Origin of the sequence: Paenibacillus sp. JJ-100 (genome assembly GCF_948329825.1) — a bacterium.
Lineage (GTDB): Bacteria > Bacillota > Bacilli > Paenibacillales > Paenibacillaceae > Paenibacillus.
Genome location: NZ_CAOJCM010000007.1, coordinates 68,050 through 91,908 on the forward strand (window position 1 = coordinate 68,050; position 23,859 = coordinate 91,908).

Here is a 23,859-nt window from a genome sequence, read left to right on the forward strand (position 1 = left end):
TATCAGGAATGAGGACACATTGAGTAGCATTCACGTTCCTTTTACAATTAAGAGTAGATGCTCTCCATGGGTTTTCATTAATAAAAAGGAGAATACATGTGTCAACATATACATCCATTCAATTTAACGGTATGGAGACCTTGTTTCTATTCGAACTCATCAACATACCAGAAGCAGAGCAGCTACGAACAGAATTAGTTGAATCTATAGACCAAGCAGAACAATCAAGTGAGAGAGTTGCGCAGATTCTCAAGGATCTTGCACAAGATCGCGTTGTCGAAATCAATGATCAACAAGTTGCCATAGAACCACAAATACATAGACTGCTTATGGCCTGCAAGCTAAGTAGTGCTATAACTCGTCTGGAGTTGAACACCACAGATCAGGGCAGGTCTGTAACCTATGGCTTTTTATCAAGCGATCAGTTGGTTGAATGGGTCTGGAAGCCTGAGGATCATCAGTCCATATTCACCCCTTTCTCGTCAATGGGTGAGATGTTTCAGGTTCTCGGCAACCGATTAGAAATAGATGACTCTTCAGAGGAGACAACTCCTGAACTGGAGCAGGGAAGCGCATATACGTCTATTGGGCATGACACGCTGCGTCGTTTGTTTGAACTGGATATTCAAGCCTCGGGATCGGGAGAAGGGAACAGATCGACCGAAGCAACCCAAGCAACGGAAGCAACCGAACGAATTCAGGTCATATTACAAGCGGATCAACACCTGAAACAGACCTGGGTCCAACCTTTGAGCCGGAGTCTCGCTGCGTTGGAACAGCGCGGTAAATTTGAAGTGTACACCCGTGGAACTGATGATAGATCACAATGGATTTACTTTATCGGCAGTGAGAGAGGCAATTGGATTTTTCTTGAAGTGGAAAATGAGGACTTGTTTACCGTATTTAAAGTGACGGAAGAAGAGTTGGTACAGAGTCTTTTTCTACTTACAACTCGCTCAATGTCTGTTCTGCCTGAGGTGCGTTAAACAGAGAACATATACGTCCGAAGAGTAAGGGGGATTTGAAAAATGACAAAAATCGTTATGAAAGCAGAATACTTGAACTCGCTTGCCCAACAAATCGAGCAGGTTGCCGCACAATTGCAACAGGTCGATGGTGTGCTTCAGCATGCAATTCAAGGAGCCGCATGGCAATCGGGGAACAGACAGACCATTATTGGATTGTATCAGTCGCATCAGCAGCGTTTCCGCAGCGCAGGGCAGAGTATGTATCAACTGGCTACCTATGTCAAAACAACCCGGCAGAAGATGGAGCAGGAAGACAACAGCGGCGGTCTGGCGATCAATCCGCTGGCTCCATTTGATGGCTTAGGCAGCACGGTAGGTACATTATCCGGAGCTATGGCTGTTGCTCGTCTGGGGTACCGAGTTAAGAATGGTTACATGGTTAAGGCTGAACTGGATCGAAATACACCTCGTGTTCTAGTCCGTGAGAGTCACGATGCAGTCAAAGGCAATAAGGGGCCTAACGGCCGACCAAGAGACTACAAGATTTACTATCAGCGTGACCTTGAAGCGCGGATTGCTAACGGGACGGCCACTCCACAGATGAAGGAAGTTGCCGCCATGATTAAGCCTGGTTATGGGGTAAAGACTGCGTTAACAGATAAGCTGGGATGGGCCAGTGTCGGAATTGATGTGTTTACAGATACGAAAGAGAATATTAGCCAGAATGCAGGCACGGATAAAATAGCGGGTGATATTATTGGGAACGTTGTTGTGGGTGGAGCAACCACTGTAGGAGCAACTCTGCTGACTGCGGCTGTTATGCCGGCGGCAGCACCTGTTCTGGCTGTTGGTGCCGTTGGTTTCGGGGTGTCGGTTGGCTTGACCTATCTTGCTGAAGGCATAACGATGGACATGGACTTGGATGGCGACGGGAACAATGATTCGCTGAAAGATGTCGTTAAACATGGTGCGAAAAAAGCTTGGTCTACCGTAGCGGGATGGTTTAAATAGATGGCGAAAAAACAGCGGTCAAAAACACCAGCTTCTAAGGTAAATAGTGCTACTACTCCCACCATGTATGAAGGGACGCCCTACCCTAAGGAAACGTTTGAGAATTACCTTGTCATTTATGCGTCCGATGGTATTCGGCTTAGTGCAGGTACGTTGGTTCTGTTTTTTCTGAATGTCTTCGTGCTTGTTCCCGTGTTCAGTGTTCCGTATCAGCCTCTGTATGCGTATCTACTATTGCCGCTGTTAGCCGTTATGAATTTGTGGGCGATTGCCTTGATTGCAGCCCCGCGCAGACTTCAACTGAATTATGTATTATTTCGAGGCGTTTTCGGACTCGTCTCATCAGCAGCATTTATGATCGTTATACAGAAATTTGCTTATGGGACATTAGGCCTAACTACGCCATGGTATGCTATAGGGTCATTGGCAGTGTATGCATTTGCTCTAATCCAGTATGTGAGGTACCGTTTACAAAAATTAAAGCAACCGCCTCAGCGTCAAAAAGGTAATAAAAGCTCTGGTATGCCTGTCGCTCTCTTAACGACCATTACGGGAGGCGCGTATCTACTGGCCAACATCTCATTAGCCTTTGTGACACAGCAGACGGTAACCGTTGTTCTCATCTGTGTATACATCATGCTGACCTTTGTTGTGTTTCACTTTGTTATGGACTTCCATCAATATTATTGGCTTCGCCGAGTGATGAACAAATCAGACGTGTGATACAGAAACAAAATCTAGAATGCACTACCAGACATAAGGAGGATGATCAGATTGGAAAAAAACACGGTAACTTTACTGCCCAATGGATCTGTGATTCGTTTGAAAGAAGGCACCAAAAAGCTCGTCATTTATGGACGCAAGCAAATGTTAATGACAGAACCTCCGCGGCAGTTTGACTATATTGGCTGTCCGTATCCTGAGGGGTATATTAATCCGGATTACACTTATGTTTTTAACCATGATGATATTGAAGAGATTATTTTTAAGGGGTTTAGTGATGAAGAGGAAGAGGTTTTTGCAGCAGAACTGGAGTAGGCGTGATGATGTTTACACGTCGAATCTGCTGTTGACTGAAGCGTAGTGGGACCTCGAAAGCGATATTCTTATTCATCGTTGTTTCTGAAGAAACGGATCAGTGTTAACGTGACTGATCCGTTTCGCGGAAACGAGTTGCCGTCTGTTGCAATTGAGTTCCTGTCTCCTGCAATCCTTGTAAATAACTGCTCACCGTTGTCATACTGTCGTTTATGCGTGTGAGAAACTCACGTTGACGATTGCCTTCCCACTGACCTTCAGACTGATCAATCATCGTTTTGAGCTTGGCTAGAATGTCCTGTCCGTTCTGTGACGCTTTGTTGAATTCAACTGCAAGCTGTTGCAACTCCTCTGGTGACAGATCAATGCGCTGGTTCATATATGTTTACTCATTCCTTCCGATTAGAATATGTAAGATGCCATAACTACTCTTATTATAACCCCTTCTGAATCAGAATGAAGCTGGACGAAAGCCTCGTTTTTGGGCAGCAAAAAAGTCTTATAACTAAGACAAAACACATCCCGAATGACCTCCCAAGTGTGGACAAGGGAAGAACTCAAATGGCATGTGTTAAGTTTGTTATTATGATTGTATACAACAGGGGATACGTTTATTTCACTTTCTGAACGGTCATGGCTATATCGTCCATTAGTTATATAAATACAGGACAAATCCGCCTACACCCAACACGACAGCGACGACGTATACATATGTAAGTTTACTCAAATTTTGCTTCGTTCGGCGATCATATTCGGGGTTACTCCTACGATTAGCTTTGGAGTTCCCGATGATGAGTGTAGCAATTCCGCCAAATAAAGCGATGCCAATAACCAGGGCATAAGGCAGCCAATTCATGAGCTAACCTCCTTTTCCAGTCGATGAATGCGTATACATCTATTGTATCTCAGGTTCCCTCGCAATGTAAGTTAATTATGAGAAATATAGGAAATCTACAGTACTTAAACTAGAAAGAACTGTAACATGGACATTTGGATATCCGAACGACCTGGAAACGGAGAATGAGCTCCTGGAATTTCGTTTTTTTTCTTCAAGAGAGAGAGCTGTAGGTCAAAAACTGTCCACATATCCGCTTTTTGTATTCACCCGAAAGAGCAAATATTTGGTATAATTGATTGGTCATTCAATTACATAAGTATTCCGGATTATCAGGTTAAACAGGAACATAGCATTAGTCTCAAATGAACGAACGGAAGAGGAGGACAGTGGCATGAGTGCAACATCTAATTCAGAGCAACCTGCACGGAGTGTAGATACCCGGTTATTTATCGCCTGGGCTGTGTCTGTCATTGCAACGGGGGGAAGTCTTTATTTTAGTGAGATTATGGGGTTCCTTCCATGTGATCTATGCTGGTTCCAGCGCATATTTATGTATCCTTTAACGATTCTGCTCGGGATTGCGTATTTCAAAGGTGACGTGGGTATTACCAAATACGTGCTTCCACTCAGTTTGATCGGGGGCGGTATATCTCTCTATCACGTTACAATTCAGCGGATTTTCTCGGCTACAGGCAACGCGGTCGCATGTGGCAAGGTGCCATGTTACACTGATTATCTAAACTGGTTTGGTTTTATCACGATCCCGTTACTGGCACTCATCGCATTTATTATCATTATTGCCATGCTATGGGGATTAGGTAAAACAACAAAATCTTCGATGTAAATGGTTTTCTTCTTATATTCTCTTTAATCGGAAAGGAATAATGTGGATGAAGGGACATGTTCGCTGGTTTACGCCTTTGCTTATACTGCTTCTTATTGTGACGGGGTGTTCTTATACGGAACAGTCTCCCCCTGATGAGATGCCAGAGATGATTCGAGTAAAGATGATGATACCGGATAAGGTGAAAGTGAACGAAGAGGTAGCCCTGCAGATCAAACTAACCCAGGGAGAGAAGCCAGTCGATGATGCCGATCATGTACAGTTCCAAATCTGGAACGAACAGAACGAGCCGGAAGCACCATCCATAGAACAAGGCATGATGAATGCTGATGAACTGGAGGCTCGCGGGGCAGTGAAAGCGCATTCTATAGGTGATGGTGTGTATGAAGTCAAACACACTTTTCTGGAGCCAGGGAAGTACGTTGTTCAGGCACATGTAACCTCCGGTGCAATGCATACAATGCCACGATCCAAAATTGTAGTAGAATGAAGTAGCCTGGACTCATAGGAATGGTTCAGGACGTGAAATAAATATATAATCATGTGAATACAAAAGAATGTAGATAGGAAAAGAGGCTGTTATGGCAACTATTCATGATGTTGCACTGAAGGCGGGTGTATCAGTAACTACCGTCTCACGTGTATTGAACAACAGAGGTTATATCAGTCAGAAGACACGTGACAAAGTGTACCAAACGATGAACGAGTTAAATTATAGACCCAATGAGATTGCCCGTTCTCTGCTGCGCAAGCAGTCCAACCTTATTGGTCTGATCATTCCAGATGTATCACATCCGTTTTTCGGAGAACTGGCCAGCTATATAGAGTATTATGCCTATAAGAATGGTTTCAAAATCATGTTGTGTAACTCTCATATGGACCCTTCCAAAGAACGTGAATATGTAGAGATGCTTAAAGGCAATCGTGTGGATGGCATTATTATGGGTAGTCATACACTTGAAGTGGATGAATACGTTAATCTCCATTCTCCAATTGTTACCTTTGATCGGCAGATCGGAGAAGATATTCCGTATATATCCTCTGATAATTATCAGGGGGGGGTGATGGCAGCGGAGTTACTGCTCTCCAAAGGTAGACGTCATATTGCTCATATATGTGGTAATCTGGGGCTAAACATGCTATCCAATCGTCGTACGACAGGGTTTGTGGACACGCTGGAGGCTCATGGGGTCAAGCCAATCATAATTTATGAGACGGACCTTAATGTATTTGATCAGCAACAGTACACCGAATTAATGGATAAACTTCTCACCCAGTATCCCCAGTTGGATGGGTTATTTGTAACGAGTGATCTTATGGCTGTTCATGCGCTCAAGAAGACCATCTCTAGCAGATACCGGGTTCCCGAAGACATCGCTATTATAGGATATGATGATAGCCGGGCAGCTTCCTATACTGTGCCAGGAATTACTACGATTAGACAGCCGATAGAGGATATGGCGAAGCTCGCAATTGATTTGATTCGATGTCAGATCGCAGAGGAACAGGTAAAGATGGAGAATATTTTCCCTGTAACATTGGTAGAGAGAGAGACGACCTGAATTAAACCATACCCTACAGAGCAGGCTTTTAAAAAAAAGTCTCTGTGGGGTATTTTTGTGTACCATAAACGAGACAAAAATTTTTTTTAAAATCAATATGTCAAACGATTGACATGTTAAACCTTTGACATTATAATCTGAATTGTAAACGTTTTCTCTTTACACTAATGAATGGGGGACATAACAAGATGAAAACAAAACAACGTCGGACAGGGATTTGGATTTTTTCATTGATTATGATGCTGGTTCTGTCAGCATGCGGAGACAAAGCAAGTACAGATTCGAATTCTTCAACAGGTTCAAACGATGTTGGCAGTGAGAATGTCAAAATTACTTTGCTCAACTCCAAATCAGAAATTAACAATCAATTAGAGCAAGCAGCCAAAGACTTCCAAGCAGAAAATCCAAACATTACACTTGAGATTGTGCCAGTAGGTAGTGGACAGTCTCCGTTTGAAAAAGCATCCGCTCTCTATGCGTCAGGGAATCCGACAACGATGATGATGTTGGATACTGGAGATGTTGAGAAATTCAAGGACCGTGTTCTTGATCTCACCTCTGAGCCTTGGATGAAGGATGCGGTGGAGAACAGTACAGCCGCTACTACGTTTGATGGTAAAAACTATGCTTTTCCTTTGGCCATTGAAGGTTATGGATTTATCTACAACCAGGAGGTAGTTGATCAAGCGGTAGGCGGTACATTTGATCCAAAATCGGTAGAGACAACCGCACAGCTGGAAGACTTGTTCAAAAAAATAGCTGCTACTGGCAAAGCGCCTTTAATTATTTCACCGATGGATTGGTCTCTTGGAGCCCACTACTTGCCGCTTGCCTATGGTGGACAATCCGAAGATCTCTCCGAAGTGGATCAATTCATAAACGATTTGAAAGCAGGCAAAGTCGATCTGGCATCCAATGCGGTCTTTAATGGGTTGATGGATACATTTGATGTGATGAAAACGTACAATATCGACAAAGCATCACCACTTTCCGGTACGTACGAGCGTGGACCAGAAGTACTTGGTAAAGGTGAAGTTGGGATCTGGTTTATGGGGAACTGGGCTTGGCCGCAAATTGCCGGTTTTGATACAGCAGATGGAAAATACGGCTTCCTGCCGGTACCTGTAAGTAATAATGCAGCCGACTTCGGCAATTCACAGATATCAGCCGCTGTATCCAAACGTATTTTGCTGGACAAGGAAAAAAGCACACCAGCACAGCAAGAAGCCGCTAAGAAATTTTTGAACTGGATCGTTTATGAAGAAAAAGGTCAGGATTTCCTGGTTAAGCAGGCCAATATCATTCCAGCGTTTAGCAATATTACACTGGAGCCAGCTGATCCACTTGGCAAATCCATTAGTGAATACATCAAGGCAGGTAAGATCGAAGAATCTATGAGTACGCTTCCAGCCGATCACTGGTCCAAATTGGGAGCTTCCATGCAGAAATATTTAGTTGATGTCATTGATCGTGCCGGACTTGCCAGCGAGATTCAGGCTTACTGGACTAACGTGAAATAAATGATGCAGTTTGACATTTAACACAGTATAAAGAGAAGTTTTCTCCATAGGATGGATACCTGATAGGAGGTCAGACAGGAAATATAGTTTACTTCTGCCTGACCCACCTTATGGTAACTGCCAGGTTTATGACGTGGAGAGAGATAGAGTGGAGGATGACAATGCTCACTGAAAAAGGATTATGGACACGTCTGCGCACTCGCCTGATATTCACTGGCCCTACATTATTTGCTTTTGCAACAGTTATGATTATTCCTTTTTTGTACGGTATCTATTTGACGTTTACGAACTGGGATGGCATTGCAGTCGATCAAACTTTTGTGGGTTGGGATAATTATATCGGTGTATTCAAAGACACTGTGTTCTGGAAGTCGTTTGCAATGACGCTGGAGTATGTATTTATTACGGTTGTGTTGACCAACGTCGTTGCCTTTCTGCTTGCATATGCCGTAACTCGGGGAATCAAGGCACAGGGCTGGTTCAGAGCTGGTTTTTTCTTACCCAATCTTGTAGGCGGCATTGTGCTGGGTTTCATCTGGCAGTTTATTTTCAATCAGGTACTTGTATTTGCAGGTCAAAAATTGAATATACCGTTGTTCTCCGCTTCCTGGCTGGCTGATCCGGACAAGGCTTTCTGGGCACTTATTATTGTGACCGTCTGGCAGTATGCAGGTTATATGATGGTTATTTACATTGCTGGTTTGATGAACGTACCGCGGGATGTGTTGGAAGCGGCGAGCATCGACGGGGCAAGTAACCGTAAAATGCTAATGCGCATTGTATTGCCACTGATGGTGCCTTCCTTTATTGTGTGTGTCTTCTTGTCACTACAACGCGGATTTATGGTATACGATCTGAACGTTTCTTTGACAAGCGGTGGACCGTTCAAAAGTACAGAGATGGTATCCATGCATGTATATGAGCAGGCCTTTCTAGCGCGTGACTATGGTTTAGGTCAAGCCGAAGCCCTTGTTTTGTTTATCCTCGTGGCGACGATTACATTGCTTCAGGTGTATTTTAGCAAAAAGCTGGAGGTCGAGGCATGATGGCTGGACAATCGCGTATTCTGAACGGACTGAAATTAGTAGCCTTAGTCGTTGGTATGATCCTTTTCGTGTTTCCCTTTGTGCTTCTGATTTTGAATTCATTTAAAACCAATCAGGCCATTACTTCTGATCCGCTCGGCTTGTCAGGTTCTTTTCAACTGGAAAATTACGCAAATGCGTTTGATAAAATGGGTTATTTATCAGCCTTCAGCAATTCTTTGCTCATTACGGTTGCCGGTGTGTTGCTCATTGCCCTCTTCTCAGCGATGACTGCGCATTATTTTGTTCGACATCACAGCAAATTGAATCAGTATCTCTTTTTCCTGATGGTAGCGGCGATGATCATTCCATTCCAAGCCATTATGATCCCCCTTGTGAAAATTTATGGCTCGCTTAGCTTACTGGATAACAAGTGGTCACTGATTTATATGTATATTGGCTTTGGTAGCCCGCTTGCTGTATTTATTTACCATGGCTTTGTCAAAAGCATCCCGCTGGAACTGGAAGAAGCCGCTCTAATGGACGGCTGTGGCAGAGTGCAAACTTTTTTTCGTATCGTATTACCGGTGTTGCTGCCAACTACCGTTACCATCAGTGTACTGAACGTCTTATGGATATGGAATGACTTTTTGCTTCCATCTTTGGTACTTACATCGTCAGAGCAACGGACATTGCCGTTGTCTACGTTTTATTTTTATGGAACGTATACGGTGGATTATGGTCCGCTAATGGCTGGTCTGGTATTGACACTTCTGCCTGTATTGATTGTTTATCTGTTTGCACAGAAGTATATCATCCAGGGCGTTATGCAAGGCGCCATTAAATAAGTCCAACAAGGTGAGATAGAGACAGGAGTGTAAGACATATGAAGCATGATGCACAGAACGAAAATCGTTATACCCTTGAAAGGGCAAAGGCGTATATTGAGGCAAATCGTCACAACGTTAGTCCAGTCTATCGCTTGGGGTATCATCTGATGCCAGAAGTCGGCTGGATGAATGATCCTAATGGTTTTATTTATTTTAATGGGATGTATCATATGTTCTATCAGTATTATCCTTACGAGCCAGTATGGGGACCGATGCATTGGGGGCACGCCGTGAGTCAAGACTTGGTAACATGGTCTTATCTGCCCGTTGCACTTGCACCAGATCAGGATTATGACCGTGACGGTTGCTTCTCAGGCAGTGCTATTGTTCAAGATGGCAAACTGGTGCTTATGTACACAGGTCATGTAGTGACAGGACCAGACAAAGATAAAGATTATAGGCAGACACAGAATATTGCTGTATCAGAGAACGGAATCGATTTTGTTAAATCCGAGCTGAACCCGGTCATCGGACTGCATCAGATTCCAGCACAGGCAAGTCCAAAGGATTTTCGTGATCCGAAAGTGTTCGAACGAGATGGGATGTATTATTGCGTACTTGGGTCGAATGATGATGCAGGAAACGGAAGCATCTTGCTATATCGTTCAGCAGACTTACTGAATTGGACATATGTGAACGTGATGGCTCAGAGTGATGGAACGCTTGGAGACAACTGGGAATGTCCAGATGTATTCTCGCTGGATGACCGCGATGTGCTGATCATGTCCCCGCAGCGAATGCCAGCCCAAGGTGATCATTATCATAATTTGCACTCCACCGTATATATGATGGGAACATTGGACACGGACAAGGGAGTGCTTGAATATAGTGAGTATGTTCCACTTGACTGCGGCTTCGATTTTTACGCACCTCAGACGATGGAGGACGCACAAGGACGAAGGATTATGATGGCCTGGATGGAGACATGGGAGACCGAAATACCGACACAACACTCTCACGCTTGGGCAGGGGCAATGACGTTGCCGCGCCAATTAATTCGGAGAGGGGAACGTTTGATATTCCAGCCGCTTCCCGAACTTACCAAGTACAGACTTGCTGGCGTGGAACAAAAGTCACGGTCAATTCATGATGGCACACATGATCTGGGCATCAGCGGGGATTGTTATGAATTACATGCTATATTTGAGGCAGCAGAGGCTCAGTATTTTGGATTAAAGCTGAGAACAAGTGAGCAAGAGGAAACCGTCATTACCTATGATGTGAAGCAGCGTCGATTAAGCTTGAATCGGGAACGTGCCGGACAAGGTCCTGGTGGAGAGCGTTCAACAACAGTAGAGCTTAGTGAAGGCAAGCTGGAGCTTCGCATTTTTGTAGATATTAGTTCAATTGAGATTTTTATTCAGCAAGGAGAGCAGGTCATGTCAGCGCGGATATATCCTGGTCCGAACTCTAAAGGGATTCAAGTATTTTCACAGGGAAGATGCACACTGACCGAACTTCGTAAATGGGATCTACAAGTGTGACTCCAAACGTAGTAACAACACCCCTTGACCTTGAAGTATACTTCAAGGTCTATTCTTGTTGTATCAACAGCGTTTGGAGGAAAAATCATGAAGTTATTTGAATGGATTTTCGTAATGGTAACGATAGCGGGGGCACTTGCTTTGCCACTCTGTCCGAAACGGCAGAAGCTTGCGATAGGTATGCTTAGTACCTTGATCGTCTCATTCTTACTACATGCTATCATTGATTCAGTACGTGTGATGTTATTACCGTCTTATATAGTTGCACTACTACTCTTCATGCTGTTAATCAATCAAATGGTTCAATGGATTCGTAGTGGTGCAAGCCTGACATCGGAAACGTACAAGAAAAAATCAAAAGCACGCATCTGGCTTCGAAGAGTGTTCATCCTTATCCTTGCTGCCTTCTCTGGAGTTGGTTCAGGACTGCTTACGATGTATTTCCCTACATTTAAAATCCCGGCGCCAACAGGACAGTTTGCCATCGGTACGTTTTCACAACGAATTGTAGATGAATCCCGGGAGGAGACTCTTTCGCCTGAAGCTGGAGACAAGCGTGAGCTGATGATTAATGTGTGGTATCCGGTAGAGCCCGAAGCTGCAAAAGGCATTAAACCGGAGTCATACCCTGCTGAATTGGGGGAAGCAATCAGTCTGGTATTTGGCATCCCATCTCAAGTATTCAGTTATCTGGATACGATACCTACACATGTGGTGAAAGGTGTTGCGATGTCGAGCGCAAGCAGCTCTTATCCTGTTGTCCTGTTCTCTCCCGGTGTTCGTTCGTCTCGTTTCCAGAGCATGACTACAGTCGAGGAACTGGTCAGTCATGGCTATATCGTTGTAGGGATGGACCATCCTTATACGTCCGCTCGAATAACCTTCCCGGATGGACATGCAGTTTCTTATGATGCGGGACCCAAGTTCGCGATGTCCAAAGAATTATATCAATACAACGTAGAAGGGGTAGGCATACGCGTGGCGGATGTACGTTTTGTACTCGACACCCTTGAACAGTGGAATGCTAATGACCCCCATCAGGTGCTGGAAGGCAGACTTGATCTGAGTCACACGGGCATTATGGGACATTCATATGGTGGAGCCACAACAGCGGAAGCACTTGCGCAGGATGAGCGTTTACAAGCAGGACTCAGTTTGGAGGGCGGATTCTGGGGTAGCGTCTCTAAGACGTCTTTGAAACAGCCTTTTATGTACATCATGTCAGGCGAAACAGCGAAAAGTCTTGATCCCAAAGTCGCCTCCAAAGATAAAGTGTTCTATCCCGAGTTTGAACCCGATCTGAGACATGTCATGACGAATAGTCTGAATGATACCTATTATTTGACCGTGAATGGGTTCTTCCATCAAAGCTTCACCGATATAGCGTTGATTTCACCACGTCTGTTTACGAAGAACATGTCTGCGAAGCATAATATTGATATTACGAGAAGTTATGCACTCGCCTTTTTTGACCATTACTTGAAAGGGGAAGAACAACCTCTGCTGAAAGGAAGTTCAGCGAAATTTCCCGAAGCATCTTATGATAATGAGTATACGAAGAGCCGTAACAAACAAACAGAATAAGTCTGCTGGAAGGGTTGGATCGCTGTGCGTACCATGACGAGAGGCCAACTGGCCAAAAAGACAGGGGTAAGTATGGCAACGCTTCGCTATTATGAGGACAGCGGCATACTGCCCGCTCCGCATCGATCCTCTAATGGATATCGGATGTATACCGAGGATTATCTGGTCAAAGTCAAATTCATCAAGGATGCACAGATGCTCGGTTACTCGCTGAAAGCAATACAAGAAACTTTGGATTTGCTGAGCCACGAAGAAATGGAAAAAGACACTTTGAAATCACTTGTCCGCGAGCGGATCACTGATATTCAGCAACATATTGATCAACTGGAGCAGATGCAGAAACGTCTGGCCGGGTTGTTACTTATCCCCGAGGACGAGATCGACAGTTATATTCAGTCTTTTAGAGTAGAGAAGAAAGAGCCGTAATCGCGGCTCTTTTCTTTGTTCAAAGAGAGAAGTAGTGACTTATGAGCAGGAATTGGTTGGGAAGGAACGAATATAACGATTACATCGTTTAATATCTTCAATACAGGCTGGCTAGCGTGATCTCCATATGGAGAATAGATGCACACTAGAGGGGAGTATAGTGCTTGATGAGAGATTTACAATCTGTTGTATCCGAATATATGAAAGGTAAAAAGCATCTTCATCTTGAGATTGGGATCGTTACCAGAGGAGATATCGAATATCATTCCTTTGGCAATTCCCCCAAACAGAGCACAGTTGCTCCTGAACATAGGTTGTTTGAAATCGGCTCTCTGACCAAAGTGTTCACAAGTATCCTTCTATTAGAATTGGAACACCAACAACGACTGTCCTCCGATGATACGGTCAACATGTACATAGATCATGGCAAGAACGATTATCTCAACAAAATCACACTGAAACATCTGGCTACGCATACCTCTGGATTACCTAGACTTGCGACCAATTTGTCCTCGAAGAACAACCGGTACAATCCGTATGTAAATTATAAAGAGCAGGATTTGCTTACCTTCTTAGCTGATGCGGACTACACAGATCAGATCGATTCATTCGAATATTCCAATACAGGTGTCGGCTTACTTGGCTATATCCTATGCAAAGTGGCAGGAAGTACGTATGACGATCTGCTCAAAACATATATCGCAGACCCGTTAAACCTTACAGAAACAGCCGCTCTGCTGAATGCAGAGCAGAATGGCAGATTAGTCGATGGACATACGTCAACGGGGAAAATCATGCCTCACTGGGATCTTAGTGTACACGATGGAGCTGGGGCCATAAAGTCATCTCTTCATGATATGTGTTTGTTTGCACAAGCGAATCTGAATGAAGATCATCCCTTGGCCCCTACCATGCAGCAAAGTCATATTCCTGTGCGAGTTGGAGATTCAGATCTATATTATGGTTGGCAAGAGGATACCGTGTCAGATCAACAGGTTCTATGGCATAACGGAGGAACCTTTGGATTCAGCAGTTATTTAGCTATTAATAAAGAGCAGGGTGTAGGTGTCGTAGTACTATCCAATTACTGTTTTGGATCGGCCTCTCGTGTGGACGAGTACCTGGACGCCATCTATAAGTTTTTAACTAAAAAAGATCTGTATCCGCTCACGTTTCTAGATCCTGTAGGCAAGAACATATTGGAATCCCTACTGCAAAAATGATAATGCAGCAGGCAGTTATGATGGAAAATAAACACCTCCATTGCAAATCCCGACGTAGATCATCGCGGTTTCTGCTATGGAGGTGTTTTTCTGATTTTACTCACAACATGCCTATTTCGCGCAGAAAATGATGCACAATCTCCGTCTGATACTTGATGCGCACAGCACGTTTCAGGCTCCAACACGTTTCAACGGTGACAGACTTCGCTTTCAGCACTTTTGAAGCAGCTGTCCGAGCGGAACCCGGCAACTCATGTCGCTTCAGATTAAAATGGTGCTTACGCATCGATATTGAGCGATTCATGCGTTCAATTACGCTGCGGCAGATGGGGACACTAGAGCTGCCAGGGTTGGTGATCAGCGTTTGCCCAAGCACACGCGGACTGAGCTGTGACAGGCCGTTAGCCTCATGCAGATCAAGCCACCAATCTGCCTCGTGCTTACGGGCAAGCTGAAACACAGCAGCTGCCAGCGGATGCTTGGCTTTACCCGAACTGCGACGGGGGAAGGTGCGATTCAGGTCGGGCTTGCCTCTAATTTTTTTCGCATAAGCCTGCTGGTTGACTCTAGGTACAATAATCAAGGTTCCACGATGGATTACGCGCCGTCCTGTGGCACAATCATCGGCAAGTTTCTGCGCAGCGGCCATGCTCGCCGTTTCATTGCCATGAATGCCAGATGTAATCATTATAACGGGTCCAGGGTTCATTGTACGTACGATGTAATAAGGCGTAGCATAAGCGCTCGATGCAGCAAGAACATGTCTAGTCACAAGCATGACCCTCACCTCCGTTACTACAGTACGCCATGTCCCTCTTTCATGTAACGGCGTTCGAACAGCGCTGTATGCGTTTCATTGTAAAATAGGCTAATCCATAGAATTTAGAGAATCGATAGGATCATTAATAGATGATTAATAGACTTTGTGAATGATATCCTCGAAGTCTGGTTCTTTCATCTCAATATCATCGATCTCTCCCCACTGCCCCAGCTCCTTCAAAATGTCCATCGTACGCCATTCCTTTCGATTCACCCGTGCAGTCAGCACCTGGTTGTCCATACTCGTCACCTGAATGGCAGAAGGCAAAGCATCCGGCAGCTGAACTTGTCCACGGAAGGCGACACGGATCAGTGTAGGCAGACCAATCGTATCCCGAAGGGAGGAGATGGTGCCTTCATACGTTAGCCGCCCATGATTGATGACCATGACACGACTGCACAGTTGTTCGATATCATCCATGTCGTGAGTGGTGAGCAGAATCGTTTTGCCAAACTCTTCATTTAATGTACGCAGGAACTGGCGAATATTTCGCTTGGCATTCACATCCAGCCCAATCGTCGGTTCATCGAGAAAGAGCAATTCCGGATCATGCAGCATGGACGCTGCCAGATCGGCTCGCATGCGCTGTCCAAGAGACAGCTTGCGAACCGGGGTGGCCCAGAACGATTCGAGATCCAGCAGTTCTGCGAACTGGGACAGCCGTTTCTTTTTAACCTCGGTACTCACACCGTACATCTCTGCCAAAATATCATATGAATCTTTTACGGGTAAGTCCCACCAGAGCTGGCTTCGCTGTCCAAACACCACCCCGAGTTTACGCACCGTCTTGCGCCGTTCCTCATGGGGATTCATTCCGCCAAGCAACACCTCGCCTGATGTAGGGTGAAGGATGCCGGTCAGCATTTTAATCGTTGTTGATTTACCCGCCCCATTGGGGCCGATGTAACCAACGAACTCTCCTTGCCGAACATCAAAGCTAATATCACGTACTGCCTCCTTAGTCACATACTGACGTGAAAACAACGTGCGAACTCCCGAGAAGCGGCCTTCTCGTACGACAGGGGTTTTAAATTGTTTTTGCAGATTACGCGCAGTAATCATATTCATGTGCGTTTCGCCTCCTTTGTTAACTCCCCGTACTTTGGTATTTGGTCATACCGAACGCCCAGAACCTAAGACTTGCTGCCAAACATACCAGCGCAACACCTACAATAAGGGCCAGCACCCACATACCGCCTTCGCCACGCAGCAGATAGAGGGATGGAATGTAGTTTACGAATCCTACGGGTATGACGGTAAGTAGCAGGCTAGACATCCATTCGGGGTAGAGGGTGAGTGGATATTGAGCCGCAGTGCGAGCTGCATCCTCTGTGATGACCTGTAACTCTTCGATGCGTGTCGTCCAGAAACCAAGGGTCGCTGTAGCAAGTCCGATGGAAAAAAGAATAATGGCTCCAGTCACAATAACGAGCAGGGAGAGGGGGATAACCGTCCAGCCGATCTGCCCGCTGTACATCATACCGGCCAGCGACCAGCACAGAATGAATCCGCCTTGAAGCACTTCCCCAATCATGATGCGGAAGTTCTGCGGCATCAGTGCGAGTAGAACAGGCATCGGTCGTGTCAGCAGCTGATCCAGTTCACCGCCCACCAGATATTTCTCCAGATGATGCACTTCGTTGCCGAATGTACGATATAACGTTTTGGATAACGTCATGATGGCGAAGAGATAACCGATTTCATATAGTGACCAGCCCTTGATTGCACCGAATTTGTGTAATACCAATGCGACCATTAGAAACTCGGAAATTTGAATGAGTGCGGCCAGGATAGCTCCCAGCACGAAGTTGAACTTGTACTGCATCCGGCTACGGATGCTTGTTCGAATGAGTATTTTATATAAGTGGAACCAGGAAATGGGTTTCATCCCCCTTGCACCTCCACTTTGCGACGTAACATGCTCGTGATACTCAGACAGATTAATGTCATGAATACACACCAAAGCAAGGTTCCCCACAGTAAGGAGCCGTCTTCAAAACCAAGGTAAATTCGAGTGGGAACGTAGAGCAGGAATGGATAAGGGGACAGCCAGGCCAGTTGTTCCAGCCACTTCGGCAGCCATTCCAGCGGAATGAAGAAACCAGCCATCAGGTTCATCATGGCATGATTAGCCCAGTGTAACCAGGACGACTCCGTGGTCCACATGGATGTGACACCGATAATATAATTCATACAGATGGACAAGTATGCTGCGCCAGCAAGTGCAAGAGCGGCATAGCCCAGGGTTTGGGCCTCTGAAGGCCATTTCAGGGAAAACACAATGGAGAAGAGAAGGTAGATGGGAAGGCTTTTGTACACGAACTGGTAGGCGATCTGCCCCCATTCCCGTGCCATCAGATGAGTGAACAGATGTACCGGACGCATGAGATCCAGTGCAATCTGCCCTGTCCTGACACTGAGCGGAATACCGAGTCCATGGGTCAGAAATCCTGAGATCCAGAGTGATGCTTGCGTGAATGCAATGTAACTGATCATTCCCTGTACCCCGTATTCTCCTAGCTGGTGGTCGGCCCCGATGCCGATCCAGAGACAAGCATACATGTAACCAAACATGGCGCTAGCCAAGTTATGTACCATGTGTGCCCCGCGATATTGCAGGTTTCGGGCGTAGGCTTTGGAAGCGAGCGTAAGATAAAGCATATGACACCTCCGATAAGTGGATTGAACGGCGGACCCGTTCACTTCAGTCAAGGCGAAAAGAGAGAAGGAAACCATCATACCAATTTATTCCTTCACAGGCAAGACATTATTTTAGAGAATACTGGAACATATGGGGATGTTCATGAATGCGCCACAAGACAGTGAGAGGGGATTCCTTTATAATTAAGAGGCAAGGTCGCAAACGTTTACAATTGTATTTATTCAAATTCAAAATAACCGCCGGGCTTGTGCCTGACGATGGTAGGATACAGCACCAACAATCCGGCAAGAGAGAAGGATGTCATGAAGAGAATTGCATGGGTCACAGACAGCACCAGTACAATCGATTCCGCTTTTGCGGAGCAAAATCATATCTACATCGTGCCGCTGCGCATCGTATTTGGCGATGAATGTTATCGGGAAACCGATGAAATTTCATCCGATGCTTTTTATGAGAAGCTGGCAGCTTCTTCACGTGCGAGCAGTTCACAACCGCCAATCGGCGAATTTGTTGAACTGTATGAATCGTTGAAGGATCGGTATGATGAGATTATTACGATTCATTGCTCCACGGCACTTAGTGGAACGCTCCATACCTCGATGCAGGCTGCGGAGATGGCAGGTGTGACAGTGACCGCAATTGACTCAAGGGCGGGAGCCTATCCTCTTCGCGAGATGATTATGCGAGGTCTGGAATGGCAGAAACAAGGGGATTCAGCTGCCCAGATCAAAACTCGCATTGAACAGATGATTGATAACATGTCTTTTTATCTGATCCCCTCCAGTCTTCAGAATCTTCATCGCAGCGGGCGTGTGACCGGGACACAGCTGATTATTAGTCAACTGCTCAAAATACATCTACTGCTGCGATTTGAAGAAGGAAAAGTGGTTGTAAACGAGAAAATCCGTACATTTAAACGTACCAAAGAGCGGATGCTCGACATGCTCAAGAGAGACATGGAGAAAGTCAAACATGTGTGCATCATGCATGCAAACAACCATGAGGAAGCACATACGATTAAACAACAGATTTCGGAGTTGCTTCCCCGTCTGAAAACAGAGATTATGCCCTTTATTCCGGTGGTTAGCATTCATGCAGGGGCTGGTACAATCGGATTGTGCTGGATTCGCGGTGAACATGCATAACGAGAGAGCGGAAGCCTGAGCCCTTTTGCGTAGAGTATTGTCTAGACAACTGTTGCATATGAATTAATTCATACAAAATCAACCTGAACGAGCACACTTGAAGACGGAGTGTAGGCTTGGTCAGGTTTTTTTTGATCAGTTATTGCCTAATAGATCAAACTGTGAGGTAATAAAGGGAAATATTTCATGCTGGAGGTAAGCCTATGTCGAGTCACCGCTTACTGCTTGTTGAAGATGACCGGTCGATTAGTGAGATGGTTGGCCCCTATTTGGAAAAGGAGGGCTTCGACCTTACCTATGCCTATGACGGTCTGGAGGCAGAACGTTTGTTCATTGAGGCAAAGCCTGGTTTTGATCTGATTATTCTAGACCTGATGCTGCCACAGCGAAGCGGGATGGATGTCCTCCAAACCATTCGCGCCAGTAGTCTAGTACCTGTGCTTATTTTGTCTGCCAAAGATGGAGAGGTGGATAAAGCACTTGGCCTTGGTTTTGGCGCGGATGATTACCTGAGCAAGCCCTTCTCGCTGATCGAGCTGACTGCCCGTATTAAAGCCTGTATCCGCCGGGCCAATTACACCGTTCAGACTGCGGAAGTAGCGACACAAGATCAACGGATCATGATCGGTGAACTTGTGGTGAATATGGAGACATATGAAGTCGAACGTGATGGTCAGCCCATTAAGTTAACATCGAAGGAATTTGGAATTTTAAAATTATTGGTGACCCATCCTGGCAAAGTGTTCACCAAGGCTCAGATCTATGCTTCGGTCTGGAATGATCACTATTATGGGGACGAGAATATTATTAACGTACATATGCGTCGTCTGCGAGAAAAATTGGAAGCCGATCCCTCTGCTCCGCGTTACATTAAGACGTTGTGGGGCATCGGATATAAGCTGGAGGCGGAGCCGGTATGATCGTCATGCTTTGGCTGTTTTCTCTGGCTTCAGTGCTGCTGGCATGTGCAGTCATCGGGCTTGGATTAAAGCTTCGTAAACGAAGCGCCCACCTGACCTATATCCATGAAAAAGTGTCAAATATATTGGAGCAGGATACCTTCGAGCGCTTGCTGGTATTTGATAGTGATGTGGAGGTGAGCCGGCTGTTAAACGACATGAATCGGTTACTTGAACATGCACACCTCGTGAAGGCTGACTACATCAACCAGGAAAAGGAGATGCGCAATATGCTCTCCAACATCTCACATGATCTGAAAACCCCGCTCACCGTGGTGCTAGGGTACAGTGAAACACTATTGCAGAGTGCTTCCCTGACAGATGCGGAACGGCGAGTAATGATGGAAAAGATCCAGGATAAGGCCCAAGAAGTCCAGCGTTTGATCCATTCCTTTTTTGACCTCGCTAGGCTTGAATCCGGAGACCGTGAGCTGGAACTGACCCGTGTAAATATCAGTGAACTGAGCCGGGTCAAAATGCTGTCATTTTACGAATTACTTACGAAGCTGGGACTGCAAGTGGAACTGGAGATCCCGGAGAAGGATGTATATGTGAGAGCAAACGAAGAGGCGCTCGATCGAGTGCTGGACAATCTGATTACCAATGCGATGAAGTATGGAGCGGACGGCAAAGTGCTCGGCATATCTATCCTGCATCGGAAAGGGGAACCGGTAACGATCCAAGTGTGGGATCGCGGAAAAGGCATTCCCGAGAAGGAGCACAGCCGTGTCTTTGAACGGATGTATACCCTGGAGGACTCCCGCAATCGGATGTATCAGGGCAGTGGTCTTGGCCTAACGATCACGAAGCGACTGGTGGAACGCATGGGTGGACGCATAGATGTGCATAGCGTGCCGCATCAGCGAACCGTATTTTCCTTTTCGCTGGAAGAGATTCTGCATGAAAATGGCTCTCATTTAACTTAAGGTTTTTGTAAGATTTGATTAATAAAAAAGCAGACTTTTTTCTTTACAATACAGATATAAGCACCCGAGCAGGGGATGTAAAGGAGAATAGCCATATGAATTATATTGCACGGACCATAAATCTAACCAAGGTATATGAAGGTACAGAAGTTGTATCCGGCGTTAATATGAATATTAAGCAGGGCGAAATTTATGGATTTTTGGGTCCGAACGGGGCAGGGAAAACGACATTGATGAAGATGTTAACTAACCTGGTTAAACCTACAGTGGGTGAGATCGAGTTATTTGGTGAGAAGCTTAACCCGAACTCTTATGAGCTACTGAAGCGTATGGGCAGCATCATTGAATATCCTTTTTTCTATGATAAATTATCCGCTTGGGAGAACTTGGACCTGCACTGCGAGTATATGGGATTTCCTAATAAGCAGGTCATTGGTAAACATATGGAGATGGTCGGACTGAAGGATGCAGGTAAGAAACCTGTGAAGGATTTCTCGCTGGGAATGAAACAGCGTCTTGGCCTGGCTCGCGCACTTATAACGACACCGGAGTTATTAATTCTCGATGAGCCGATCAACGGGCTGGACCCGGTCGGTATCAAAGAGATGCGTGATCTCTTCAAACGATTAAGCACAGAGTATCGGATTACCTTGCTAATTTCCAGTCACATTCTCGGTGAAGTTGAGCAGATTGCAGATACTATTGGCGTTATTCGCGGCGGTAGACTGATCGAAGAAGTCTCCATGGAGAGCATTCGGGGCAGACATACCGATTATATTGAAATACAGGCTGCGGACCCTCGCAAGGCTGCCTATGTTGTGGAGCATGTACTGCATCTAAGCAATTACAAGGTGTTTGATGAGCATATGCTCCGCATTTATGATCCGGGTATTATACCTTCTGATCTCAATAGCAAGTTGATCCAGCACGGTGTTGCTGTGGAGTCGATATCCAAACGTTCGCATTCGTTGGAAGAGCACTTTATGGGACTGATGGAAGGGGATGATGACGTTGCTTAAACTCATTCGACTAGAGTGGCGCAAGCACCGGTTTGCCCGGAATTTCTTAGGTGCAGGTATCGCCATGATCGGCATTCTTCTTTTTCTCATTATGATTGCTTTTCTGGATCAGGAAGTGGAGGATTTTGTTTTTCTAGATTATCAAGGTTCATTTATTTTAATTGATACGTTTGCCCGAGCCGTTTTTATTATATTTGCAGGTGTATTAATATCTAAACTTATTATTAGTGAGTACCGGGACAAAACGATGAATGTTATGTTTACCTACCCCATCAAGCGTCATAAAATTATTGCTGCAAAGCTAATATTGGTGTTTGTTTTCACTTTTGCAATGATTATGGTTACGGATATTTTAATGGGGATGCTTCTGCTCGTGGTGAATCAATACTATGGCTTTATCACCGACCCGCTGGAGAGCAAAGTATTGTGGCAGATGGTGGTCAAATATACGATTAGTTCAATCTCTGCTGCAGCAATGTCTCTGATCCCACTGTTTTTCGGGATGCGCAAACATTCCGTGACCGCAACGATGGTTGCTTCGGTTTTGCTTGTATTCATTGTGTGCTCGGGTTTCAGCGGTTCCAATGGTCCGACCATGTCGGTAAATAGTATCATTATTATTCCGTTAACCTTGGGAGCAGTGGGCCTATGGATTGCAGCACTTTCTATGGTAAGGCTGGAGACCAAAGATCTGAATTAAACAGCTGTTCTTTTCTAATGAAAACCTTGCTCCGCATGGGCTGACATGCCATTGACATCCGCACGTACAAGGGATAGGATAATGTCAACTGAAACACGAAGGAGATTAGAACGACCATGACGATTCCCAAAACATTGACCATCGCGGGTTCAGATACGAGCGGCGGTGCAGGTATTCAAGCGGATTTGAAAACCTTCCAGGAACTAGGTGTATATGGAATGACCGTATTGACGACGGTTGTTGCGATGGAACCTGAAACATGGGATCACCAAGTCTATCCTGTAGATTTGAATGTAGTCGAAGCACAGCTTCGCACCGTTCTGGACGGAATTGGTTTCGATGCTATGAAGACAGGCATGCTTGGTTCAGTTGATATTATTGAGCTTGTTGCAAAACATATTCGCCGTCGTGGACTGCCGCAGATCGTTATCGATCCGGTTATGGTCTGCAAAGGTACAGATGAAGTATTGCAGCCGGAAAACACGGAAGCAATGATCGAATTTTTGCTACCAGGTGCTGATCTGGTGACACCAAACCTGTTTGAAGCTTCCCAGCTCGCGAAGAGTGGTCCGATTCGTTCCAAGGAACAGATGGAATCTGCTGCAGCCACCATTCATGCGCATGGTGCTAAGCATGTCCTGATCAAAGATCGTGGTGTAATTAACCCGGGTAAAGCGATGGATTTGCTCTATGACGGGAAAAATTATGATTGGTTCGAGGCTGATGTGGTCGGCTCAGGGTACACCCATGGTGCAGGATGTACAACATCCGCTGCGGTTACGGCTGGTTTGGCTCGTGGCTTGTCTGTAAAAGAGGCTGTGCGTGAAGGGAAAGCTTTTGTGACCAAAGCGATTGCCGGCGGCTTTCCGTTGAACCGTTTCGTTGGTCCGACGTTGCATATTGCACACCGTTTAGAACATCAACGTTAATACATGGGGTGAGATGCAGGGCATCCGTCAACGACAGATCCCGCATCTTAGCGAATGATCTGGATAAGTACATTCCTATATCATCTAGAAGCGGTCAACAAACAGCGCCTGGCTTGTTGGCTGCTTCTTTTTTGTGCCCTTTTAAAAGGAAATAGTAACTTTTGGTATATGCCAATCGTATATAAGATGAAGCAACTCTCAAACAAACTGGATTAATATGGATTTATTCGGACACATGAACGACACATGAAACAGATATGTTATTTTTAGAAATGAAGAAGGAGAG

The 23,859-nt window shown here is 45.4% G+C and carries 26 protein-coding genes; 20 read left to right on the forward strand and 6 right to left on the reverse strand.

What is annotated here, in order from left to right; genetic code table 11:
• The first annotated feature begins 98 nt into the window (after positions 1 to 98).
• The 4 genes from PQG66_RS21130 to PQG66_RS21145 are packed head-to-tail and all read left to right on the forward strand — an operon-like array spanning position 99 to position 3,017.
• Positions 99 to 986: a hypothetical protein gene (locus PQG66_RS21130; protein WP_272039799.1), complete on the forward strand. Its 888-nt coding sequence runs from the start codon at positions 99 to 101 to the stop codon at positions 984 to 986.
• Between the two features lie 42 nt (positions 987 to 1,028).
• Entirely contained in the window at positions 1,029 to 1,979 is a 951-nt protein-coding gene (locus PQG66_RS21135) for a hypothetical protein (protein ID WP_272039800.1), read from the forward strand.
• Complete coding sequence (locus PQG66_RS21140) at positions 1,980 to 2,702, forward strand: hypothetical protein (protein WP_272039801.1); 723 nt, start codon at positions 1,980 to 1,982, stop codon at positions 2,700 to 2,702.
• A gap of 51 nt (positions 2,703 to 2,753) precedes the next feature.
• The gene (locus PQG66_RS21145; RefSeq protein WP_272039802.1) at positions 2,754 to 3,017 is read left to right on the forward strand and encodes a DUF4176 domain-containing protein; all 264 of its coding nucleotides are present in this window, start codon (positions 2,754 to 2,756) and stop codon (positions 3,015 to 3,017) included.
• A gap of 103 nt (positions 3,018 to 3,120) precedes the next feature.
• On the opposite strand, the gene PQG66_RS21150 is transcribed toward PQG66_RS21145, so the two are convergent.
• Together PQG66_RS21150 and PQG66_RS21155 are read right to left on the reverse strand one after the other, a co-directional pair.
• A complete protein-coding gene (locus tag PQG66_RS21150; RefSeq protein ID WP_272039803.1) occupies positions 3,121 to 3,396 on the reverse strand; it encodes a WXG100 family type VII secretion target in 276 nt (91 codons plus the stop codon).
• Between the two features lie 270 nt (positions 3,397 to 3,666).
• Positions 3,667 to 3,873 carry a hypothetical protein gene (locus PQG66_RS21155; protein ID WP_272039804.1) on the reverse strand — a complete coding sequence of 69 codons (207 nt, stop codon included), beginning with the start codon at positions 3,871 to 3,873 and terminating at the stop codon, positions 3,667 to 3,669.
• 373 nt (positions 3,874 to 4,246) lie between these two features.
• On the opposite strand from PQG66_RS21155, the gene PQG66_RS21160 reads away from it, so the two are divergent.
• The 10 genes from PQG66_RS21160 (at position 4,247) to PQG66_RS21205 (ending at position 14,413) form a co-directional block, all read left to right on the forward strand.
• Positions 4,247 to 4,699, forward strand: a complete 453-nt coding sequence (locus tag PQG66_RS21160) for a disulfide oxidoreductase (RefSeq protein WP_272039805.1) — start codon at positions 4,247 to 4,249, stop codon at positions 4,697 to 4,699.
• 46 nt (positions 4,700 to 4,745) lie between these two features.
• A complete protein-coding gene (locus PQG66_RS21165; RefSeq protein WP_272039806.1) occupies positions 4,746 to 5,189 on the forward strand; it encodes a FixH family protein in 444 nt (147 codons plus the stop codon).
• Positions 5,190 to 5,280: 91 nt separating this feature from the next.
• Positions 5,281 to 6,261, forward strand: coding sequence for a LacI family DNA-binding transcriptional regulator (locus PQG66_RS21170; protein WP_272039807.1), 981 nt, complete (start codon positions 5,281 to 5,283; stop codon positions 6,259 to 6,261).
• Positions 6,262 to 6,449: 188 nt separating this feature from the next.
• A complete protein-coding gene (locus tag PQG66_RS21175) occupies positions 6,450 to 7,781 on the forward strand; it encodes an ABC transporter substrate-binding protein (RefSeq protein WP_272039808.1) in 1,332 nt (443 codons plus the stop codon).
• A 161-nt stretch (positions 7,782 to 7,942) separates the two neighbouring features.
• Positions 7,943 to 8,827, forward strand: coding sequence for a carbohydrate ABC transporter permease (locus PQG66_RS21180; protein WP_272039809.1), 885 nt, complete (start codon positions 7,943 to 7,945; stop codon positions 8,825 to 8,827).
• Positions 8,824 to 9,654 (forward strand): carbohydrate ABC transporter permease, encoded by an 831-nt coding sequence (locus PQG66_RS21185; protein WP_442955150.1) that lies wholly within the window; start codon positions 8,824 to 8,826, stop codon positions 9,652 to 9,654. Before PQG66_RS21180 ends, PQG66_RS21185 begins: the two co-directional genes overlap by 4 nt.
• Before the next feature lie 38 nt (positions 9,655 to 9,692).
• On the forward strand, positions 9,693 to 11,180 hold the full coding sequence (locus PQG66_RS21190; protein WP_272039810.1) for a glycoside hydrolase family 32 protein: 1,488 nt from the start codon (positions 9,693 to 9,695) through the stop codon (positions 11,178 to 11,180).
• Between the two features lie 87 nt (positions 11,181 to 11,267).
• Positions 11,268 to 12,764 carry an alpha/beta hydrolase family protein gene (locus PQG66_RS21195; RefSeq protein ID WP_272039811.1) on the forward strand — a complete coding sequence of 499 codons (1,497 nt, stop codon included), beginning with the start codon at positions 11,268 to 11,270 and terminating at the stop codon, positions 12,762 to 12,764.
• Between the two features lie 33 nt (positions 12,765 to 12,797).
• Positions 12,798 to 13,190 (forward strand): MerR family transcriptional regulator, encoded by a 393-nt coding sequence (locus PQG66_RS21200; RefSeq protein WP_334220798.1) that lies wholly within the window; start codon positions 12,798 to 12,800, stop codon positions 13,188 to 13,190.
• A gap of 167 nt (positions 13,191 to 13,357) precedes the next feature.
• Positions 13,358 to 14,413 carry a serine hydrolase domain-containing protein gene (locus tag PQG66_RS21205; protein ID WP_272039813.1) on the forward strand — a complete coding sequence of 352 codons (1,056 nt, stop codon included), beginning with the start codon at positions 13,358 to 13,360 and terminating at the stop codon, positions 14,411 to 14,413.
• 100 nt (positions 14,414 to 14,513) lie between these two features.
• On the opposite strand, the gene PQG66_RS21210 is transcribed toward PQG66_RS21205, so the two are convergent.
• The 4 genes from PQG66_RS21210 to PQG66_RS21225 form a co-directional block, all read right to left on the reverse strand.
• Positions 14,514 to 15,191 (reverse strand): succinylglutamate desuccinylase/aspartoacylase family protein, encoded by a 678-nt coding sequence (locus tag PQG66_RS21210; protein ID WP_272039814.1) that lies wholly within the window; start codon positions 15,189 to 15,191, stop codon positions 14,514 to 14,516.
• Positions 15,192 to 15,326: 135 nt separating this feature from the next.
• Entirely contained in the window at positions 15,327 to 16,295 is a 969-nt protein-coding gene (locus PQG66_RS21215; protein ID WP_272039951.1) for an ABC transporter ATP-binding protein, read from the reverse strand.
• Between the two features lie 25 nt (positions 16,296 to 16,320).
• Entirely contained in the window at positions 16,321 to 17,121 is an 801-nt protein-coding gene (locus PQG66_RS21220) for an ABC transporter permease (protein ID WP_272039815.1), read from the reverse strand.
• The gene (locus tag PQG66_RS21225; RefSeq protein ID WP_272039816.1) at positions 17,118 to 17,894 is read right to left on the reverse strand and encodes an ABC transporter permease; all 777 of its coding nucleotides are present in this window, start codon (positions 17,892 to 17,894) and stop codon (positions 17,118 to 17,120) included. Before PQG66_RS21225 ends, PQG66_RS21220 begins: the two co-directional genes overlap by 4 nt.
• Before the next feature lie 303 nt (positions 17,895 to 18,197).
• Between PQG66_RS21225 and PQG66_RS21230 the strand changes: the two genes are divergently transcribed.
• The 6 genes from PQG66_RS21230 (at position 18,198) to thiD (ending at position 23,573) form a co-directional block, all read left to right on the forward strand.
• Positions 18,198 to 19,040, forward strand: coding sequence for a DegV family protein (locus PQG66_RS21230; protein ID WP_272039817.1), 843 nt, complete (start codon positions 18,198 to 18,200; stop codon positions 19,038 to 19,040).
• A gap of 203 nt (positions 19,041 to 19,243) precedes the next feature.
• Positions 19,244 to 19,960, forward strand: a complete 717-nt coding sequence (locus PQG66_RS21235) for a response regulator transcription factor (protein ID WP_272039818.1) — start codon at positions 19,244 to 19,246, stop codon at positions 19,958 to 19,960.
• Positions 19,961 to 19,965: 5 nt separating this feature from the next.
• Positions 19,966 to 20,925 carry a sensor histidine kinase gene (locus PQG66_RS21240; protein WP_272039952.1) on the forward strand — a complete coding sequence of 320 codons (960 nt, stop codon included), beginning with the start codon at positions 19,966 to 19,968 and terminating at the stop codon, positions 20,923 to 20,925.
• A gap of 95 nt (positions 20,926 to 21,020) precedes the next feature.
• The gene (locus tag PQG66_RS21245; protein WP_272039819.1) at positions 21,021 to 21,944 is read left to right on the forward strand and encodes an ABC transporter ATP-binding protein; all 924 of its coding nucleotides are present in this window, start codon (positions 21,021 to 21,023) and stop codon (positions 21,942 to 21,944) included.
• On the forward strand, positions 21,937 to 22,644 hold the full coding sequence (locus PQG66_RS21250) for an ABC transporter permease (protein ID WP_272039820.1): 708 nt from the start codon (positions 21,937 to 21,939) through the stop codon (positions 22,642 to 22,644). The genes PQG66_RS21245 and PQG66_RS21250 overlap by 8 nt, the downstream gene beginning before the upstream one ends.
• 116 nt (positions 22,645 to 22,760) lie before the next feature.
• Complete coding sequence (thiD, locus tag PQG66_RS21255) at positions 22,761 to 23,573, forward strand: bifunctional hydroxymethylpyrimidine kinase/phosphomethylpyrimidine kinase (protein WP_272039821.1); 813 nt, start codon at positions 22,761 to 22,763, stop codon at positions 23,571 to 23,573.
• The last annotated feature ends 286 nt before the right edge of the window (positions 23,574 to 23,859 follow it).

What these genes read in the sequence shown, in the direction of transcription:
- PQG66_RS21135 (WP_272039800.1), top strand. Translation starts at nt 1,029, where the DNA reads ATGACAAAAATCGTTATGAAAGCAGAATACTTGAACTCGCTTGCCCAA.
- PQG66_RS21140 (WP_272039801.1), top strand. Translation starts at nt 1,980, where the DNA reads ATGGCGAAAAAACAGCGGTCAAAAACACCAGCTTCTAAGGTAAATAGT.
- PQG66_RS21150 (WP_272039803.1), bottom strand. Translation starts at nt 3,396, where the DNA reads ATGAACCAGCGCATTGATCTGTCACCAGAGGAGTTGCAACAGCTTGCA.
- PQG66_RS21155 (WP_272039804.1), bottom strand. Translation starts at nt 3,873, where the DNA reads ATGAATTGGCTGCCTTATGCCCTGGTTATTGGCATCGCTTTATTTGGC.
- PQG66_RS21160 (WP_272039805.1), top strand. Translation starts at nt 4,247, where the DNA reads ATGAGTGCAACATCTAATTCAGAGCAACCTGCACGGAGTGTAGATACC.
- PQG66_RS21165 (WP_272039806.1), top strand. Translation starts at nt 4,746, where the DNA reads ATGAAGGGACATGTTCGCTGGTTTACGCCTTTGCTTATACTGCTTCTT.
- PQG66_RS21170 (WP_272039807.1), top strand. Translation starts at nt 5,281, where the DNA reads ATGGCAACTATTCATGATGTTGCACTGAAGGCGGGTGTATCAGTAACT.
- PQG66_RS21175 (WP_272039808.1), top strand. Translation starts at nt 6,450, where the DNA reads ATGAAAACAAAACAACGTCGGACAGGGATTTGGATTTTTTCATTGATT.
- PQG66_RS21180 (WP_272039809.1), top strand. Translation starts at nt 7,943, where the DNA reads ATGCTCACTGAAAAAGGATTATGGACACGTCTGCGCACTCGCCTGATA.
- PQG66_RS21185 (WP_442955150.1), top strand. Translation starts at nt 8,824, where the DNA reads ATGATGGCTGGACAATCGCGTATTCTGAACGGACTGAAATTAGTAGCC.
- PQG66_RS21190 (WP_272039810.1), top strand. Translation starts at nt 9,693, where the DNA reads ATGAAGCATGATGCACAGAACGAAAATCGTTATACCCTTGAAAGGGCA.
- PQG66_RS21195 (WP_272039811.1), top strand. Translation starts at nt 11,268, where the DNA reads ATGAAGTTATTTGAATGGATTTTCGTAATGGTAACGATAGCGGGGGCA.
- PQG66_RS21200 (WP_334220798.1), top strand. Translation starts at nt 12,798, where the DNA reads ATGACGAGAGGCCAACTGGCCAAAAAGACAGGGGTAAGTATGGCAACG.
- PQG66_RS21205 (WP_272039813.1), top strand. Translation starts at nt 13,358, where the DNA reads ATGAGAGATTTACAATCTGTTGTATCCGAATATATGAAAGGTAAAAAG.
- PQG66_RS21210 (WP_272039814.1), bottom strand. Translation starts at nt 15,191, where the DNA reads ATGCTTGTGACTAGACATGTTCTTGCTGCATCGAGCGCTTATGCTACG.
- PQG66_RS21215 (WP_272039951.1), bottom strand. Translation starts at nt 16,295, where the DNA reads ATGATTACTGCGCGTAATCTGCAAAAACAATTTAAAACCCCTGTCGTA.
- PQG66_RS21220 (WP_272039815.1), bottom strand. Translation starts at nt 17,121, where the DNA reads ATGAAACCCATTTCCTGGTTCCACTTATATAAAATACTCATTCGAACA.
- PQG66_RS21225 (WP_272039816.1), bottom strand. Translation starts at nt 17,894, where the DNA reads ATGCTTTATCTTACGCTCGCTTCCAAAGCCTACGCCCGAAACCTGCAA.
- PQG66_RS21230 (WP_272039817.1), top strand. Translation starts at nt 18,198, where the DNA reads ATGAAGAGAATTGCATGGGTCACAGACAGCACCAGTACAATCGATTCC.
- PQG66_RS21235 (WP_272039818.1), top strand. Translation starts at nt 19,244, where the DNA reads ATGTCGAGTCACCGCTTACTGCTTGTTGAAGATGACCGGTCGATTAGT.
- PQG66_RS21240 (WP_272039952.1), top strand. Translation starts at nt 19,966, where the DNA reads ATGCTTTGGCTGTTTTCTCTGGCTTCAGTGCTGCTGGCATGTGCAGTC.
- PQG66_RS21245 (WP_272039819.1), top strand. Translation starts at nt 21,021, where the DNA reads ATGAATTATATTGCACGGACCATAAATCTAACCAAGGTATATGAAGGT.
- thiD (WP_272039821.1), top strand. Translation starts at nt 22,761, where the DNA reads ATGACGATTCCCAAAACATTGACCATCGCGGGTTCAGATACGAGCGGC.